This is a genomic window from Mesorhizobium sp. CNPSo 4684, assembly GCF_057784315.1.
In genome coordinates, this window is sequence record NZ_JBWLUX010000012.1 from 53,851 (window position 1) to 71,645 (window position 17,795).

Genomic DNA, 17,795 nt, shown 5'->3' on the forward strand with positions numbered 1-17,795 from the left:
TCCGTACTGATACCACTGTTTGCCGACCAGAGATGCCAGCGCAAGGAGTTGGCGAACCGCTCGATGGGCTGACGTATGCATAATTATTTCGCAATTGCAATATTGATTAAATTAAGTGCAAACGGATGGTAACCACACACAAAGCTATATGTTTTTTTGCTCGACAGGGGCGCGGTCGATCGTGTCGACCCAGACTTCAATGGGCCCAAGCGAACATCCCATCTCCATCATGTCGATCAGTTCCGCCGCACCGGTAATATCGAGTTCGATGCGATCGGTACTTGCATGAGCGATGTGGTGCGCGAGACCGAGCTTGGCCGCATGGCGCATGATCCAAGGCACGAAGAACGCGGGTTCGAGGTGGCCGCGAATGGTCATCCGCTCATGGAAGTGGCGTTGACTTCGCTTCATCACGAACGGACCGCGCGCCTTGGTGTCATGGTCAGCAGCATAGCGTCTGACTGAACGGGCGGAAGTGGCAATCGACGCGCCAAGCGCCCGGCCCGTTCTCGTTTGGCGATCAGGGGCGGGTGGCGCGTATCCTGACGGCGGCTGGTTTCACCGATGTCGCTATCACGCCATTCGATGCCTCCATCCCGTTCGGCAAGGGGGAGACGAGGGACGCGGCGCTCGACGACGCGGTGAAGATGACACTCGAGGTCGGCCCGCTGGCGCGCGCTCTGGCTGATCAGCCCGACGACATCCGGGCCCGCGCCTCGGCCGCGGTTCGTGCCGCCTTCGCGGACTGCCCCGGTGAGCGGTCGGTGATGATCGACGGCGCGGCGTGGATCGTCACCGCGCGCAATCCGGCAAGCTGACGGGGATTAACAGTGGTAGACGCCCCGTCTCGATGGCTCGGCGTCGGCCGTGACGCGATCGACCCGCACTGCTTGCGGCCGGAACGCAGAGGAGATAGGGCGGCGGGCTTTTTTCCCAGGCCCCACCGCTGCCATTGGTTTATATCGCGCTCATCGGCGACTACCTCTGGAACGAAATTGACCGCCCCCTCGAACGATTCAGGCCAATCCGCGCCAACCAATTCAATCCAAACAAGTCAATTTCCCTTAGCGGGTAGTGCAGTAATGCCCACAGAGCCCCTTGATGCCTGCACGGGCGCGGCGGCAACCGGCTGGACCTCGGTCAGGTAAGACAGCACGGCCGGGGGTAGCGCTGAGGAATTGGGCGCATAGATGCCGCAACGCGAGATAAGACTCCTCTTGTTGACGCGTTTCCCCAGATAGTGCCAGACGGTGCGGGTGGCGTAGGGCAGATTGTTGGCTCGCCACGATATGCCCATAGTAATGCCCCGCAGGTAACGCCGCTGGTACGTTTCGAACGGCATGAGGATCGTCTGCCCAAAGGTTGGAGCCTCGCCGCGCGTCAGTTCCGTCAGGAAGATGCGCTCGTGGCGATACGCCGCGAGCCCGACGTACCGTGAACGCTGCACGATGCCGTTTTCGGTATCTTCGATGCGCTCAAGCGTGGAAACCAGAACCTGTCCGCCATTTTCGCGCAGGTGAGCGCAGGCGCAGACGATCCGGCCAGGCCAGGACAGCGACGTGTGCCACGCCTGGTAGAATCCGAGATAGGGTTCGAGTGCATGCATGTCGCCTGGAAAGGCATCCGCCAGCGGGCCTGTAAGGTCGGCGTGTCGGCGCCGTTCGCCCAATTTGCCGCGGAACACGCCCGGAGGAAGGTCGAAATCGGCTGGTTCGAGGCCAAAGGCTGCCGCGATCGTCAGGAGATTATGGGCGGAAGGAAGGGTTCCTGCATTGAGGTAGCGGTTGAACTGCTGCCGGTTGATACCGATGGTGCGGCATAGATCGGATACCGATCTGTGCGTGCTGCAGGCGAGTTTCAGGTTGCTGCTGAAATTGGCCCATGGCTTGCTCATGGAGACAGTATAAACTCGCTTAAAAACGCTTCAAGCGACGAAATTGCGTTGCCGCGGGCTCTGCCTAGTATCGGCCACAAGGCTTCAGTCCAAAGGGGAACCCAATGAGCGCTTCCAGCAGGTTATCGTCTCTCTCACGCCGTGATCTTCTTCAAGCGGGGGTGGCTCTAGGCCTTGTCGCAGCCGCAGGCTCGCTGGCGTCACCGGCTGCGGCGCAAACGCCGGTGCGCGGCGGACAGTTGCGGCTGGGGCTCGATGGCGGCGCCTCCGCCGATACGCTCGACCCAGCCCTGGCGTCCGCCAGCGTCAATTTTGTGATCGCGCATTGCTGGGGCGATACGCTGGTCGAATCCGACCCCAAGACGGGCGCGGCGGTTCCCTCGCTGGCCGAATCCTGGTCTCCGTCGGCCGACGCCAAGGAGTGGACCTTCAAGATACGCAAAGACGTTCGTTTCCACGATGGCAGGGCATTTACTGTTAGCGATGCAGTCGAGACGTTGCGCCGCCACGCCGGAAAGAAATCGCAATCGGGCGCACTCGGCCTGCTGTCCGGGATAGACCGCATCGAGGAACGGTCGGGCGACATGGTGGTGACGCTGAAGGAAGCCAATGCCGACTTGCCGCTGATATTTACCGATTATCATCTTCAGATCCAGCCGGGCGGCGGCGTGGAAAAACCTGCGGCAGCTATCGGCACCGGTCCCTACAAGCTGGTTGCGTTCGAGCCGGGCATTCGCGCTGCTTTCGAAAAAAACACCGACGACTGGCGCCAGGACCGGGGCTACGTCGACAGCGTCCTTATTACCGTGATGAACGACCTGACTGCCCGGACCAGCGCCTTGCGATCCGGTCAGGTCGATTTCATCAGCACCGTCGAACCCAAGATCGTACCGTTGCTGAAGCGGGTTCCGGGCGTCGAGATCCTGCGCACCTCCGGCAAGGGGTTTTATTCCTTCCTGATGCATTGCGACACCGCGCCCTTCGACAACAATGATCTGCGTCTGGCGCTCAAATATGCGATAGACCGCGAGGCTATCCTCAAGGGGGTTCTGGGCGGGTTCGGCACCATTGGCAATGATTACCCGATCAACGCCAACTATGCGCTCGCGCCTGCCGATATAGAGCAGCGCAATTACGATCCCGACAAGGCTGCATTCCACTTCAAGAAGTCCGGCCTTCAAGATCCAATTCTGCTGCGCACCTCGGAGGCGGCGTTCCCCGGCGCGGTCGATGCGGCCCAGCTTTTCCAATTGAGCGCGGAAAAGGCTGGTATCAAGATCAATGTGCAGCGCGAGCCGAGTGACGGCTACTGGTCGGAAGTCTGGAACGTCAAGCCGTTCTGTACCTCCTTTTGGGGTGGTCGTCCGACGCAGGACGCGCGCTATTCCACTTCCTACGTTTCCAACGCGGAGTGGAACGACACCCGCTTCAAGCGGCCCGACTTCGACAAGATGGTGGTGCAGGCGCGCGGTGAACTGGATGAGACCAAGCGGCGCGTACTCTACCGTGACATGGCGCTGATGGTGCGAGATGAGGGCGGCCTGATACTGCCGGTGTTCAACGACTTCATCAACGCCTGCACGAGCCATCTCAAGGGTTTTGTTCCCGATATCGGTAATGACTTTTCCAATGGCCGCATCGCCAGCCGGGTCTGGCTGGAGGCTTGAACCGGGAAATGATCGTGCCTTTCCGGCGGCGGGATAGTGTGCTTGCCACCGCGTGGAGCTTTTGTGGTTGATCGCATGACGAACAGGAATTTCCGTGTCGTTGAAAATGAGTGGATCGTCCTGAAAGACGGCACCCGGCTCGCCGCGCGCATCTGGATGCCCGAAACGGTTCCTGGCGGGGTGCCGGCGGTGCTCGAATTCCTGCCTTATCGCAAACGCAACGGCACCGCCGCGCGTGACGAGTCCACCTATCCGGTCTTCGCGGCGGCCGGCATCGCCGGCGTGCGTGTCGACATTCGCGGTTGCGGAGAATCCGACGGCGTGATCGATGGCGAATATACCGCGCGCGAGCTTGCCGACGCCGTCGAGGTTATCGAATGGATCGCTGCGCAGGACTGGTCGAACGGCAATGTCGGCATGATGGGAATTTCCTGGGGCGGGTTCAACGCGCTTCAGGTCGCGGCTCTCAAACCACCAGCTCTCAAGGCCGTGATTTCCCTGTCGTCCACCATCGACCGCTACAATGACGACATCCACTACAAGAATGGCGCGCATCTATCGGCGCAACTGTCATGGGCGGCGACGATGACTGCCTTCCAGTCGCGGTCCCCCGATCCCGATCTCGTCGAAGAACGCTGGCGCGACATGTGGCTCGAGCGCCTGGAAGGCGAGCCGTTCTTCATGGAGGAGTGGCTGTCCCACCAACGCCGCGACGACTTCTGGCGTCACGGTTCGGTCTGCGAGGACTTTGACGGTTTTTGCGTTCCCGCACTGGTGATTGCCGGATGGGCCGACGGCTACCGCAACACGCCCTTGAAGGCGGTCGCTGGGATGCCGGAAATGGCCTGGGGCCTGATCGGTCCATGGGTTCACAAGTATCCGCATTTCGCCTATCCGAAGCCCCGCGTCGATTTTCATGCCGAGGCAATTTCATGGTGGCGGCATTGGCTGTGCGCAGAAGACAACAAGGTGGAGCATACGCCGAGGCTGCGTGCTTATATCCTGGACCGGCCGCGACCCGGCTGCCGGCGCGAGACCGACCCGGGCTATTGGGTTGCCATGGACAGATGGAAGGTTCCCGACACACTCGTCCTTAGCCTGGACGCTTCGGGCAGGCTCGCTTGGAGCACTTCATCGCATGCTGAAGGGAAAGCCCTCCTGCACTCTCCCCAGGATACGGGCACCGCTGCGGGAGAGTTCTTTCCGCGGGGGCCGGATTCGGAAATGGCCGGCGACCAGCGTGTCGACGATGCCGGGTCGCTCACCTTCGACAGCGCCGTCCTTGCCGAGGAATGCGTCGTCTTTGGCCAGCCGCTCGCAAAACTGTCGCTTTCCAGTGATGCCAACTTCGCCAACCTTGCCGTCAGGCTCGTCGACGTCCATCCCGATGGTGCGGCGACACGCGTCAGCTACGGTGTGCTCAACCTCGCGCATCGCAACGGCAATGCCGAACCACAGCCTCTGAAGCCGGGCGAGACGGTCGAAATCGAGTTGGTGCTCGATGCGTGCGGCTACCGTTTTGCGCCCGGCCACCGTCTGCGTCTGTCCTTGTCGAGCGCCTATTGGCCGACGATCCTGCCCCAGCCCTGCGACGCAACGCTGACGATCGATCTTGCCACGCTGCGATTGGAACTGCCGCTGCTTGGCGAGCATCGCAGGGTCGAAATCCCGCAGCCATCCAATCCCGATCCTCTGCCCCGTTACGAGGTCCTGACGGACGGGTCGTCGGGCCGCTCTGTTGAACGCGATCTGGAAAATGGCGTGACGCGCTACCGCGTGCACGAGGACACAGGTCTTAGCCGCCATCCGGGCAACGGCTTGTGCACGCGCGACATCCGGCAGGAGGTATGGTCGATAGCGCCCGATAACCCGCTGTCGCTGACGGCAGAGGTCCACTGGACGTGCTGTGTCGAGCGCGAAGGCTGGCGAACGCAGAGCCATTGCACCACGCATCTCTCCTGCACGCCGACCGAATGGGTGGTTTCGCAACGAATCGAAGCACTGGAGGACGGCCGCAAGGTGTTTGAGCGCGAGCGCAATTCCCGCATCCCGCGTGACCACATGTAATAGATCGCCTATTGCTGCGGCTGCGGCAATGCCGGGCATTTCAGCCAGGTGTTTCGCCAGCACACCGACCCATGTAGGCATCCGAACCGATGCGCAAGCGGCTCTACCAATGCGTGAACTAATGCGTGACGTGAGTTCGTAACCGGATGGAGCGGCGTCCGATTTCTGCTCGATGCTCCCGAAATCCGAGATGCTGCTATATCCCTAAGCCAGGAACTATTAATCTCGTTCATCGTCCTTAGGTTCGCCAGCCCATACTAGAGAATACGAGGGAAACGGGTTGGCGAACCATCCGCTAACGTATTGATTTCCTATGGGGAACTTTGTCCCTCCGGGCCCACCGAAAGGCCTATGTAAATAATTGATTTTGCTATATATATTTCTGGAGTGGCCCACAACGTGGACTCAACCCCCTCTTTCTGAGCAAAAACCAACCCCTAGCGATTTTCCTGGAGATGTCAGAATCGCCTGAGGCGATATTGCAATGTCTGGTGTTCGAATCGCTAGAGCGCTACCGCCTTCCCCACATTCGGCATTTCGCACTTCGTTGCGGGCGCAACGCGCCGCCAGAGTGCGGCCGATCGGTACATCGCCTTGTCTAATCTGAGTATTTTCCGGGTGGGCAGGTCACTTCGGGCTCGCCGGTGCAAACGGATTTCAGCTTCACCAGGCTGGAGAAGTATTCCGACAACGACGCATGTTCCCTGGCAAAGCAGCCCGTGGCATCGGGCCAGAAATTGTGTGCCCCTGCATGAGCCACGAGCGGCCAGTGGCCGGGCGGCATCGTCTTGTTGGCCGCTCTCCGGATAAGGTTGGAGCAGAATCTGTGCGTCCGTGTGACATGGGGAAGGCCGTGACATTTGAAGCATCCAGTGGGTTTCAGGGTCAAGGGATCGATCGGCGGATCGATCGCCTCATAGTTGACCCAGGGCGAAGGTTGCGTTTCAAGGCCCACGAAATGGAACGCCTGCTGCTTCGGCACCTCCTCCGGGTACATTGATTCGATGACTTTCCCGAGGATCGTCGTCGGGTGCACAAGGAACGGATTGTTACCAAGGTGGCAGGCGTTGCATTCGTCTTGGCCATCCTTGGGATGCACCAGCTCGCTAAACTTCCAGGTCTTGAACTCTTCCCAACTGATGCGTTTCGGCTCGGCGCCTTCGTAGACCATATTGTCGAAAAAGCACGCATTCGTCTGAAGCCTGTCGGTACAAATCGTCCCAGCATATTGTGTGTCGAAACCGGGCTGGCGGCGGACCAGCATGACGCAGAATCCGCCAGACGCAGCATCCTTGTATGTCCAGACGTCGCTATCGGTAAAACTCGAACGGAAGAAGTAGCGATGGGTTTCGGTATCGAGTTTCTCATGCCCGATCCAAGCGGGGTCGGTTGCGAACGGGCCTGGCACCGGCACCCCCGCGTGCTTGCAGGCCTCCAGGTAAGCAGGAACCTCGTCGCGGTGATTCACCCCCCTGGCCGAGATCCAGCCGTTCCCCGTCAGCACCGCGCCGGCGCGTTGCCGCTCGACGATGTCGTCGACGTCCAGCCATCCGCGCACCAACCGACGGGCGACTGCGCGCTGCTGTATGATCGCATCAGTGCCGGCGATGGCTGCGGCCAGCTCGATCTCGACGAAATTCCTTTCCCCCTGCTCGCTTGCTGAGGCCCGCGGTCCGCTGAGCGTATCGGCCGTCTGCCGATACCGCGCGGAAACATCCGCGGCCAAGCCGCTCTCGACACAAGCGTGGGCACGCTCCAGCAACGCGGCGCGATTGGTGTCGTCGACTTCGATCGCGTCGCCAGACGTCCCATCGAAAATGCCGCCATATGCGGCGACCAGGTCGCACAGCCCCGGCGAAGATCGGTCGGCCGATGTGTTGCCAGCGCTGCCGGTGCGCAGCAGTTCCGTGATACCGGCCACGACGAGCAGCGCAATCGAGGCTAAAACGATTTTCCAGTGCCGCAGCATCTCAGTGCCTCACCTGTTCGAGCAATCGAACCGAGAACGGCGTGTGCTGGAAAACGCCGGGTTTCAGGCGGCCGGGAGACGGCCTTTCAAGGCTGTCGAGCAAGAGGAGGGCGTCGCGACCCTTCAATGCTGGCCCGCTTGTCGCAATCCAGCCGAGCACCGCGTGCTGGAGCTCTCCCGGCAGCCCGGCGCCGGCCAGCACCTGCTTCCATGTGCGCGACTTGAAGTGGGTCCTGCTCGCCACGGCCATCGCGTCCTCGGCCTGCGGCTCGTCAAGTACGCCGGCCGCAAGTATGCGCTCTACCGCGTCGGCAACATCCACGAGCGGCACGGTCAACGGCAGATATCCGATTTCGGCAGGCCCATGCGTCATGGCCACGTCGGCATCCGCATTGCGCCGGCCGTTGCGGTAATCCTCGAAGATGCGGCCGATGCCGACCATTCCGAACTGCCAGCATTCGGCGGCCCGCAGCGCCCCCATGCTGGCCGCGCCGAGCACGTTGCAACCGGCGTCCAACGCAAACAGGATTTCCTTGTGCCACACCGCCGGGCCGGATTCGAACACACCGTCGATGAGGCCGATAACCTTGCGGCCGTCGAGCACCGCGCGCATCAGGTCGCCACAGCGCGCCGGCGCTGCCATATCGAAGTCCTGCCCGCCACGGACGCCCGTTCCGTGCAGGCTCGGGCCGGCAAAGACCAGCGGCTTCATGCCAGGCGCCATTCTCGAAGCAGCTTGCGCGCACCCCGTGCGGAATTCGGGTAGGATTCGGGTCGGCTCATGCTGACCAGATCGTCGGCCAGCACACGCACCGCTTCCGGCCCACAACCGTGGCCTCCAAGCGGGAACACGTAGATGTCGTCGCCGCCTCGAGTGACGGCCGCGACAGCATCGTTAAGGGTCGGTCCATCATGGGCGGCCTCACCACTGCCTGGCGGCAGGAAGCGGCAGGCGCCGAACAGCCTTTCGGCGCTGCCGCCCGCCACTCCGCGATATTCTCCCTCGAAGAGGTCGTCCCTGGCGCCGGAGATGAACAGGGCCCGGCATTGCGCCGCTTCAAGCAGGGCGGCGAGCGCTGCGTCCTCCTTCCGTGGCCTGCATCCGTAGCCACTGAAATAGAGGCGTTCGCTCGCGCCTTGCTCCACCGGCAGCAAAGCTGCCATCACCACCGGCAGGGCGCTGTTGTCTCCCACGACGCTAAAGCGCGCCTCGATGCCTGCTGTGGCCATGCGCGACATGGCGTGCACCAGTTCATGCTCCTCGCCGGCGGCGAATTCGACATCACCCGCCTGCCGCCAGGCAGGGGCGAGCATCACGCCGAACAAGGCGTCATCCTCGATGAGCTCGCCGAGCGCATGCGCGAAGGCCGAGGCGAAATCACCGCCGGAGGCGAGGCCTGTCGAACTTATCCGGAACTCCCGCCTGTTCCACGGTGAGAGCGTAGCCATATCCATGCCGACCAGCTCATAAGGGGCATAAACCGGTTCTCCGGTCAGCCAGGACAGGCCGCGAACCCAGGCAAGCTCCTTGTCCGGCGGCAGGTGGCTCGCCGCGCAGCGTGACTGCCGCTCGAGCGGTACGCTGCGCAGACCGCGGCGGGCGAGCCCGAGCGGGGTGTCGACGACAGCGATCAGTGCGGAGGCATCCTCAGCCAGCGCCTGCTCGCAACTCTCCATCACCGCCGAAACCCAGGCGGCATCGAAAGTCATGCCCTTGCCGGAAGCAACCGAAAGCGAGCGCGATGCGGGCCTGACCGCCGAGCAGACAGGAATGCCGATGACGTCGAGGTCGGTTAGGTCGGCAACCCGAGTGATGCCGAAGTGGGCGAGTACGGGCTCCAGGTCGGTGCGTGTAAGCCGCCGCGGCACTGGCTCCCAGCCTGCGGTCATCCGGCTGCGAAACGCCTGGGCCCGTTGAAATGCCTGCTCAACGTTAGGCCGCATGGGTGCGTCGCCTCATGGCCCCTCGGACCACGGTGGCAGCTCACCAAGATTGTCGGAATACAAATCCTGGATGATGTAAAGCGGGTCGATCCTGGCTGGTACGGTGGCCGCGTTCATGTTCCTCTCAAGGTAGTCCCTGATATCAACGGCCGGGCTGGTGCCGCGGGCCCTGGCGACGATATCTTCGGGATAAATCTTCAGCGCCACACAGAAGTCGACGTCGCAGACTGTGCCACTGTTGCGGATGACGCGGCCGATGGCAGCCGAGTTGTGGAGTTCCTCGAACATCTTGCGCTCGTAATCGAGCCCAAATGTGCCATGGGGGGTGTTCGGATTCTCAATCTCGGCCTCGCGCGCCTTGAGGTGATCGAGGTGGACGCCGCGCAGGAAAGGCAAGAGTTCCTGTACCACTGCGCCCATGGCTTCGTTGTGGTCCTTGCCCGCCATCTCGTTGATGTTGGCGTTGCGTAGATCGGCTTCTGAATAATGGAGCACCATGACCGGATCGGTGATCACGATGGTCAGGCCGTGTTCCTGGTCTCCGATGATGAATGCACGTGCTTCTCTCTTGGCCATACTGTCCTCCTATTTGAGTCCTGCAATGCGCAGCCCGTCGATGAATGGCTGCAGGTCGGCTGGCGAACGATGCGGCTGAAGCCGCGCCATGCTTTCCGCCGTTTCGCCCGGGTAGTTCTCCCTGAGGCGGCGCGCATAACCGGTGGCTTCCGACCGGTTGCCGAGATGGCCGTGGCTTGCGGCCGGCACGCGCAGCACCGGCTCATCGTTGCGCAGGCGGCCACACAGCTTGATCGACTTGGCGTAGTCCGCCTGCGAGAAGGCAATGCTTGCTCCTGCCCACCAGTAGTGGTCGGGCGGCGTGGGATTGAGGTCGATAGAGTGCTCGAAGGATGTCCATGCCTCGTCGGGGTCGCCGATGTGACCGAGCCCATCGGCATAATCGAGCAGGATGTCGGCGGAGTTCGGGTGGCGCTCGCGGGCAAGCATGAAGCTGCTGAGGCATTCATCGAAATCGTGCTGGTAAAGCGCGACCATGGCGCGGCGCCAATACCCCACCGAATTCGAGGGATCGGAAACGACCGCACGCTCGGCCAGATCGCGGGCCTGCGCCAGCAGCGACGGATCGTTGCCGCCGAGCAGCAGCCATTCGAGGTAAAGCGATCGTGAGACGCCGGAGTAGGCGTCGGCAAACCGGTCGTCCAGCGAAATGGCGTCGGCATAACAGCGCCGGGCACGCCTGACGCTGCGCAGGTCGCATGTCTGAAGCGTATCCTGTCCCTTCAGAAATTGGAGATACGCGGAGGCATCCCCAGTGCGATCGGGCGAGGCAAGGCTGTGCCGTTCGATGGCGCCTGACAGCTCAGATGCCACGCGGCCGACCAGCGCCCGGTTCGAACTGATGATCAACTCCGTCGAGAGCGGATATTCGCCCGCCCACACAATCGCGTCCGAGTTCGTCTGCACCAGGCGCACCGTGAGCTCGCTGCCGTGTCGCCCCGGTCGCACGAAGGTGCTGACGGCATAGTCAGCGCGCAACGGGGAGCTCCTGTCGATGCCGCCGTCGCTGCTCGCCTGGAACGAACTGTGCGAAGCCAGCGTCACCAGGCTCTTGTGCCGGGCGAGCTCGTTTGCGGCGTCCTCGACGAAGGCGCGTTGCAGGTTTTCCTCGCCAGACGGCGAGACCCAGTTGGGTGCAAGCAGGGCGACGCGTGGCCGGCGCGAAGCTGCAAACCTGTCAGGACCGACAGCCGCTGGTCCGAGATCGATCGGCCGTGCCGTAGCGCGTGCAAGCAGGGCGCGCGTGTCCGGTCGCGGTCCGTTGGCTCCATCCAGACGAAGCACATTGGTCAAAAGAGCAAAGACGCGCCGGGACTCATCGGCCTGGCCGAGCGCCCCATAGGCCGCGATGAGGGATCTGTAGGTCTCCTCCCGGCCATTGTCGATTGCAAGAGCATGTCGCTCCACGGCCTGGATCAGCGATACGTCGGCATGGCCGTATCGGGTCAACTCCTTCAGCGCGGTGTGGGCGAAGCCGAAATAGCGCTCGCGCAGATACGCGCGTGACACGATGAAGGGATCCTCATGCGCCGGCACCTCAATACCCTGCAGCAGGTCGCCTCTATAGGTCTCCATGAGCTGCCGTAGCGCGTTCTCTCCGCCAAGCGGGTTGAACTCAAGGAAGCGGCACACATCGATACGTGACGGGTCAGTGATCCTGAGCACTTTGTCGTCGACAAACAATATCGACCACAAGGACGGCAATGCCTTCGACATGCGCAGTATCAATTGCCGCATGTTGCCCATATTGGCGCGCGTATCATAACTATCCCAGAGCTGTGATGCAGCCTGCGCACGAGTAATTGTTTGAGTTGGAGCCAACGAAAGCATGGCAATCAAGCAGAAGCCGCGCGACGGAAATGTCCGTTCCTGAAATCCGTCTTCGACTTCAGGATCGCCAAAGAGCCTGATCGATAAATCGTTGCTCATTTCCAAAATAACCCCGACCCAGATGAAGTTTCTGCCAGATCATGGGAAATATCAATGGTAGTTCGCACTACTCTTCGCCCGAGGTGTCCGCAGTGTAACGCCGCTGTCACGCCGACCAGTGAATTGTTCCCTCCAGCCGGTCAAACGGCTGTGCACAAGCAATTCTCCCAGCGCTTGTACCGCACTTGATCGGGGCGAGCGGGGGGCTCGTCCCGATCCTTTCAAGGGGACGGGCATGGCCACGCATTTCGACATCAAGTTCGGCGGATCGACGGTAACGCTGTCGCGAAGCGATGTGCTCGTTGCGCTCAAACCGGAGCCAGGACGCTCAAGATCTTTCGAGGCGGAGGTGAATTCGATCGAGCTGCGCGGCTGCGGCGCCCGACGCGGCACGGTTGGCGGCTACGAAATTGTCGAACTTCCCAGCACGCCGACGAAGCGGCGGCTGGCGCGTGAAGATCTCGGTCGCATGATGTCGATGCAAAGGCAGGTCGCGGTCTACCACACCTCGGATGACAACGTTCCGTTCGTGCCGACCGGCACCATCTACATGTCCTTTAAACAAGGAGCCGGTCAGGCAAATGTCGATCGGATCCTGCAAGAACACGCGCTCGTCGTGCTGAAGTCGGAACGCGGTGGGTACATCACTGTCGGGACGAGGGCAGACCCGGTCGAAGTCTGCTCTGCCCTGCAGTCGAATCCGGTTGTGGCGATCGCCGAACCCGACCTCGTCACTCCCAAACGGCTCGCCAACATCCTGCTGCCCGAAGACCGACTCTTCGGCAGGCACTGGCACCTCAACAATATCGGCAAGCACGACGGACAGACCACCGGGTTGAAAGCCGGAGCCGACGCGCGCGTCGTGCAGGCCTGGTATGCCCTTGGCAGCCTCGGCTCCGACAGTGTCGTCATAGGTATCGTCGACGACGGTTTCGACCTCTCGCATCCGGACTTGCGCGGCAAGGCGGTGCTGTCGTGGGATTTCGAGCGGAACGCGCCCGACGTCGGGCCGGGGGACCCAGCCGTCGGCAATCGCGATTGGCACGGCACGGCGTGTGCCGGCGTCGCGGCCGGCAGGGTCGATGCAGGGGATATCGTCGGCGCGGCTCCCCATGCGCGCATCATGCCGGCGCGCATGGGGAGCGACATCGATTCCGAGGGGCTGGCGCGAATCTTCGACTATATGAGGGACAATGGCGCGTGGGTCGTCAATTGCAGCTGGGGGCCAAAGGCAGCCCGCTACCCCATCGGCCAGCGCGTCTCGAACGCCATATCGCGCTGCGTCAGGGAAGGTCGGGGCGGGCTTGGCACGCCGGTGCTCTTCGCCGCCGGGAACCTGAACACCAGCATAAGTGACGCAACCCATTTCAATGGGCTTGCCGCGCATCCCGACGTCATCGCGGTATCATCGTCGACCAGTCTCGACCAGAGGTCCGATACCTCGAACTATGGTTCTGAAATCTGTCTGTGTGCGCCATCAAGCGGTGGCGGTGGCTGGACGATCGTGACCAGCGACGTGACTGGCAGTTGGACTGATGCCGCAGGAACCGTCAGGCCGCGCGGCTACAGCGCCGGCGACTATTACAACTATTTCGGAGGCACCTCCAGCTCCTGCGCTCTGGTGGCCGGCGTCTGCGCGCTGGTCTTGTCGGCGGCGCCGCGGCTCGGCGCCGCTGAGTTGCGGGCCATCCTGGAGCGTACGGCGCGGCGGATCGGTGGCAGCGAGGCCTACGGAGCGAACGGCCATTCGATCCATTTCGGATTTGGCTGCGTCGATGCCGCAGCAGCGATTGCCGCGGCGCGCGCAAGCCTGACGAGTTGAAGCCAAGGGCAGCCCGCACTCCAGCGCATTTCAGAATAGGTGATCCCATGGTTACCAATGTAGAGATCAAGCTTGGCCGTTCAAATGTGATCCTGACCAGAAGCGATGTCCTGGTCGCTGTAAAACCACGGCTCGGCAGAACCACGTCTTTCGCAAACGAGATACGGTCATTGGGAGCGCGCGGCCAGGGTGCGCTTCGCGGCAGAGTTGCCGGGTTCGATATCGTCGAACTTCTCATGTCGCGCGCCAGACAGCGATCGGCACGCGACGAACTCGGCCGCATGATGTCGATGGAGCGACAGACCGCTGTCTATCACACATCAGATGATCTTGTCCCCTTCGTGCCGACGGGGACGATCTACCTGGCCTTTGCCGAAGGCGTCGATCAGGCGGGGGGCAACGACATACTGCAACGCTACGGGTTGACGGTTTTGAAGTCCGAGCGCGCCGGGCGTTTCACCGTGCTTGCAGAGACGGATACGGTGGATATCTGCTTGGCGCTGCAGGCCGAGCCGGCGGTGGCGATCGCCGAACCCGACCTGGCCACGCCCAGGCGATCAGCACAAGCGCCGTCGCCATCGGACACGCTCTTCGATGAGCTCTGGTATCTACGCAACACGGGTGGGCCAGGGGGGCAAGCGGTCGGCTACAAGGCGGGGGCCGACGCGCGCGTTGTCGATGCCTGGAAATCTCTCGACGGGTTGGGCAGTGCCGATGTCGTTATCGGCATCATCGACGATGGCTTCGATCTTACGCATCCGGACCTTCGAAACAAGGCCGTATCGCCTTGGGACTTTGTAAGAAACTCCCCAGACGTCACGCCGGATGTTCCCAATGGTGAGCACGACGATTGGCACGGGACTGCCTGCGCCGGCGTCGCAGCCGCCAGTTTTGGCGAAGGTGACATGATCGGTGCAGCCCCCAATGCGCGGATTATGCCCATCCGCATGAGCGCCGACATCGATCCGGAGTCACTGGCGCGCATGTTTTACTATCTGGCGGATAACGGTGCATGGATAGTCAATTGCAGCTGGGGTCCGGATGCGGCCAAATACGAGCTGCCAACTCGCCTTTCGGAGGCCATCACCTATTGCGTGGAGCTCGGGCGCGAAGGCCGCGGTACGCCAGTTCTTTTTGCCGCCGGCAACGCCAACGTCGGCATCAATGACGCAACCCATCTCAATGGGTTTGCCACCCACCCGCTGGTCATTGCCGTTGCATCCTCGAACAGTCTCGACCAGCGGTCCGACTACTCAAATTTTGGTGCAGAGATAGCGCTATGCGCGCCGTCCAGTGGTGGGGCCGGCCGGGCGATCATCACCGCCGACGTCACCGGCAGCTTTGTCGACGGCGATGGGGTCACCCGCCCGCGCGGCTATGCGGAGGGGGATTACTATCGTTTCTTCAAGGGCACCTCGAGCGCCTGTGCGCTTGCCTCCGGTGTCTGTGCGCTCGTTCTGTCCGTGGCCCCGGAGCTCGGTCCCGCCCAACTGCGCGACATATTGCAGCGAACCGCCCGCCGCATCGGCAGCCCCGCCGATTACGAGCCAGATGGCCACTCCGATCTTTTCGGCTTCGGCTGCATCGATGCAGCAGCAGCGGTCGCAGCAGCGCAGGGCGGAGTCCCCGTCGCGGACGCTGGTGCCAATGGCCTCGTGTGAGTTTGGAACGGGTGACAGTCCGTCGCCCATTTGATGAAGGAGGACTGAAATGAAACGCCTTGTGGTCTCCACCTGTCTTGCCGCCGTAGCGGCCGCAACTGTTTTGAACACATGCCCCGCCCTTGCGGGGGGGCTCAGCGACTTCATCGTTGGTGGCGTCCCTGTGAACGACATCAAGGACCTACCTTGGCAGGTGGCACTGCTCGATGCGAAGGCTACCGCGCCACGTCAGTTTTGCGGTGGATCGATCGTCGCCCCGCAGTGGATATTGACCGCGGCACACTGCGTCGACAACGGACTTGTCAACAAGGATCCAGCGAATGTGGATATCCTCGCCGGCACGGTCTTCAAATCGACGGGCGGCGTGCGGGCCCACGCTACGGCAATAATCATAAATCCGGGTTGGGGACAGTCCACCGCGCAATACGATCACGATGCAGCGCTCATCAGATTGAAGGAGCCGCTGACGGTTGGCACTCCTGTAGTGCTCGCGACAGCCGACACGAAGTTGGAGCCAGAAACCCAGATCAGGGTCTCTGGCTGGGGGGCGATCAGTGAAGGCGGTCCCGCGTCGAACCAGCTGCTGCGTGTCGACGTGCCCGTTGTTTCGAACGAGACCTGCAATGCGGAGCCGAGTTACGGCGGCGCCATCACGGAGAATATGCTCTGCCTGGGCGAAAAGACCGGCGGCAAGGACTCCTGCCAAGGCGACAGCGGCGGGCCGGCGGCGCTGATGCTGGAGCCGCCTCAGTTGGTCGGCATCGTCAGCTGGGGTGAAGGGTGTGCCCGCCCGAATCTCTATGGCGTCTACACGCGCGTGTCAGCCGTCAAGGAATGGGTCGACGCCACGATTGCTGCGAACAAATAGGGCGGCACCATGAAACGGAAACTCAAGATATCGGCGGAGAGCAAGGCTGCTCTCCGCCAGTTCTTGGCGGACAGCGAAGTCGATCTCGGCTGCCGCCCGGTGGCCCGGCGCGAAGGGGATCGCACCAGTACGATTGGAATTGCCGACGAAGCGCACATCGACCGCCTCGTCGCGCGTGCGGCGACCGGTATCTCGATAGAAGTGCTCGAGACTGTGCCCGATGCGCATTCTCGCCTCGAACTTGTCTCGTCGGGCAACCGCTTTCTGAGCGGCGAGTTGCCGCGCGGACCTGGAAGGAAGGAGTAGGACATGGCCTACCTCAACTACGACGAGATCGCTAGCGCTGTTCAAATCCTGGCAGAGAAATATCCGACCCTGACCACGCAGATAGCGCTTCCCAACCTCAGCGTGGAATCACGGCGTGTTGAAGCACTCGCGATCGGAAAGACACGTGGTCAAGATCAGCGAACTGCGATCTTCGTAGGCGGCGTTCACGCGAGAGAGTGGGTGCCCCCGGACGCATTGATTTCTCTGGCTGCCGACCTTCTGGAGGCCTACAGCTCAGGCACCGGGCTGCGATACGGATCCTCCTACTTCGACAAGTCGACGATTGCCTCGATCGTCGATCGAATCCAAATCGCGATCCTGCCTTGCGCCAACCCGGACGGGCGCGTGTTCAGCCAGAACGTCGACGGGGACTGGCGTAAGAACCGCAGGCCATCAGTCAATCACCAAGGCGGCGTCTGTTATGGCGTCGATATAAACAGAAATTTCGATGTGGCGTGGGATTTCCAGCTGCATTTCGCACCTGGTGGGGTCAGCGCATCCGCTGATCCATGCCACAAATATCTCTATGTCGGCCCCGCCGCGGAATCTGAACCTGAGACCCGCAACATCGTGTGGCTGCTCGACAGGCTGCCTGCTACCGGCTGGTTTGTTGACATTCACAGCGCCATTCCGGCGGTATTTCACTCCTGGGGTCTTGATTCCAACCAGACCACCGCTCCTGAGCAGAATTTTCTGAACCCGGCATTCGATGGAATTCGTGGCCATCCCAACGATAGCTACGGGGAGTTCATCACAGAGGCCGATCTCGATACCGTAAAGGGTCTGGCACGGGTGATGAAAGACGCGATCACCCTCGTGGCAGGAGATGACTACAGCGTCGGCCCTGCCTTCGAACTCTATGCGACATCAGGCGCAAGCGATGACTATGCCTACAGTCGTCACCTCGCCAGGCCTGGGCTGCCCAAGGTGCTCGGCTTCACGATGGAGTGCGGCCACGAGTTCCAGCCGGACGACGGCGGGCGCGAGACAACCATCAAGGAGGTTTGTGCAGCTCTCCTGGCGTTTTGCGCAAAGATCAATTCGCCAGGCGTCTAAAGTGTCAGCTTAGGC

14 protein-coding genes and 1 pseudogene are annotated in these 17,795 nt (G+C 61.8%); 8 read left to right on the top strand and 7 right to left on the bottom strand.

Annotated features, from left to right (window positions below):
* Window positions 1-144: 144 nt before the first annotated feature.
* A complete protein-coding gene (locus AC04SG_RS12835; RefSeq protein ID WP_488551323.1) occupies window positions 145-378 on the bottom strand; it encodes an acylphosphatase in 234 nt (77 codons plus the stop codon).
* Window positions 379-491: 113 nt separating this feature from the next.
* Here AC04SG_RS12835 and AC04SG_RS12840 point away from each other — a divergent pair.
* A pseudogene (locus AC04SG_RS12840) lies at window positions 492-818 on the top strand (SAM-dependent methyltransferase); the annotation flags it as partial.
* A gap of 236 nt (window positions 819-1,054) precedes the next feature.
* On the opposite strand, the gene AC04SG_RS12845 reads toward AC04SG_RS12840, so the two are convergent.
* Window positions 1,055-1,894, bottom strand: a complete 840-nt coding sequence (locus tag AC04SG_RS12845; protein ID WP_488551324.1) for a helix-turn-helix domain-containing protein — start codon at window positions 1,892-1,894, stop codon at window positions 1,055-1,057.
* A 104-nt stretch (window positions 1,895-1,998) separates the two neighbouring features.
* On the opposite strand from AC04SG_RS12845, the gene AC04SG_RS12850 reads away from it, so the two are divergent.
* Both AC04SG_RS12850 and AC04SG_RS12855 read left to right on the top strand, forming a co-directional pair.
* A complete protein-coding gene (locus AC04SG_RS12850) occupies window positions 1,999-3,561 on the top strand; it encodes an ABC transporter substrate-binding protein (RefSeq protein ID WP_488551325.1) in 1,563 nt (520 codons plus the stop codon).
* A gap of 75 nt (window positions 3,562-3,636) precedes the next feature.
* Window positions 3,637-5,628 carry a CocE/NonD family hydrolase gene (locus AC04SG_RS12855; RefSeq protein WP_488551326.1) on the top strand — a complete coding sequence of 664 codons (1,992 nt, stop codon included), beginning with the start codon at window positions 3,637-3,639 and terminating at the stop codon, window positions 5,626-5,628.
* Window positions 5,629-6,226: 598 nt separating this feature from the next.
* Here the strand turns inward: AC04SG_RS12855 and AC04SG_RS12860 are convergent.
* From AC04SG_RS12860 to AC04SG_RS12880, 5 genes are all read right to left on the bottom strand, one after another.
* Entirely contained in the window at window positions 6,227-7,597 is a 1,371-nt protein-coding gene (locus AC04SG_RS12860; protein ID WP_488551327.1) for a hypothetical protein, read from the bottom strand.
* A gap of 1 nt (window position 7,598) precedes the next feature.
* Window positions 7,599-8,309, bottom strand: coding sequence for a TfuA-like protein (locus AC04SG_RS12865; protein WP_488551328.1), 711 nt, complete (start codon window positions 8,307-8,309; stop codon window positions 7,599-7,601).
* Window positions 8,306-9,487 (bottom strand): YcaO-like family protein, encoded by a 1,182-nt coding sequence (locus tag AC04SG_RS12870; protein ID WP_488551329.1) that lies wholly within the window; start codon window positions 9,485-9,487, stop codon window positions 8,306-8,308. The genes AC04SG_RS12865 and AC04SG_RS12870 overlap by 4 nt, the downstream gene beginning before the upstream one ends.
* A 66-nt stretch (window positions 9,488-9,553) precedes the next feature.
* On the bottom strand, window positions 9,554-10,117 hold the full coding sequence (locus AC04SG_RS12875) for a hypothetical protein (RefSeq protein WP_488551330.1): 564 nt from the start codon (window positions 10,115-10,117) through the stop codon (window positions 9,554-9,556).
* A gap of 9 nt (window positions 10,118-10,126) precedes the next feature.
* The gene (locus AC04SG_RS12880) at window positions 10,127-11,833 is read right to left on the bottom strand and encodes a BTAD domain-containing putative transcriptional regulator (RefSeq protein ID WP_488551331.1); all 1,707 of its coding nucleotides are present in this window, start codon (window positions 11,831-11,833) and stop codon (window positions 10,127-10,129) included.
* A gap of 448 nt (window positions 11,834-12,281) precedes the next feature.
* Here AC04SG_RS12880 and AC04SG_RS12885 point away from each other — a divergent pair, with 448 nt between their 5' ends.
* The 5 genes from AC04SG_RS12885 (at window position 12,282) to AC04SG_RS12905 (ending at window position 17,780) form a co-directional block, all read left to right on the top strand.
* Window positions 12,282-13,868: a S8 family serine peptidase gene (locus tag AC04SG_RS12885; RefSeq protein ID WP_488551332.1), complete on the top strand. Its 1,587-nt coding sequence runs from the start codon at window positions 12,282-12,284 to the stop codon at window positions 13,866-13,868.
* Window positions 13,869-14,104: 236 nt separating this feature from the next.
* Window positions 14,105-15,529 (top strand): S8 family serine peptidase, encoded by a 1,425-nt coding sequence (locus tag AC04SG_RS12890; RefSeq protein ID WP_488551333.1) that lies wholly within the window; start codon window positions 14,105-14,107, stop codon window positions 15,527-15,529.
* A 49-nt stretch (window positions 15,530-15,578) separates the two neighbouring features.
* The gene (locus AC04SG_RS12895) at window positions 15,579-16,397 is read left to right on the top strand and encodes a serine protease (protein ID WP_488551334.1); all 819 of its coding nucleotides are present in this window, start codon (window positions 15,579-15,581) and stop codon (window positions 16,395-16,397) included.
* Window positions 16,398-16,406: 9 nt separating this feature from the next.
* Window positions 16,407-16,703 carry a hypothetical protein gene (locus AC04SG_RS12900; RefSeq protein WP_488551335.1) on the top strand — a complete coding sequence of 99 codons (297 nt, stop codon included), beginning with the start codon at window positions 16,407-16,409 and terminating at the stop codon, window positions 16,701-16,703.
* A 3-nt stretch (window positions 16,704-16,706) separates the two neighbouring features.
* Window positions 16,707-17,780, top strand: coding sequence for a M14 family metallopeptidase (locus AC04SG_RS12905; protein WP_488551336.1), 1,074 nt, complete (start codon window positions 16,707-16,709; stop codon window positions 17,778-17,780).
* Window positions 17,781-17,795: the final 15 nt, after the last annotated feature.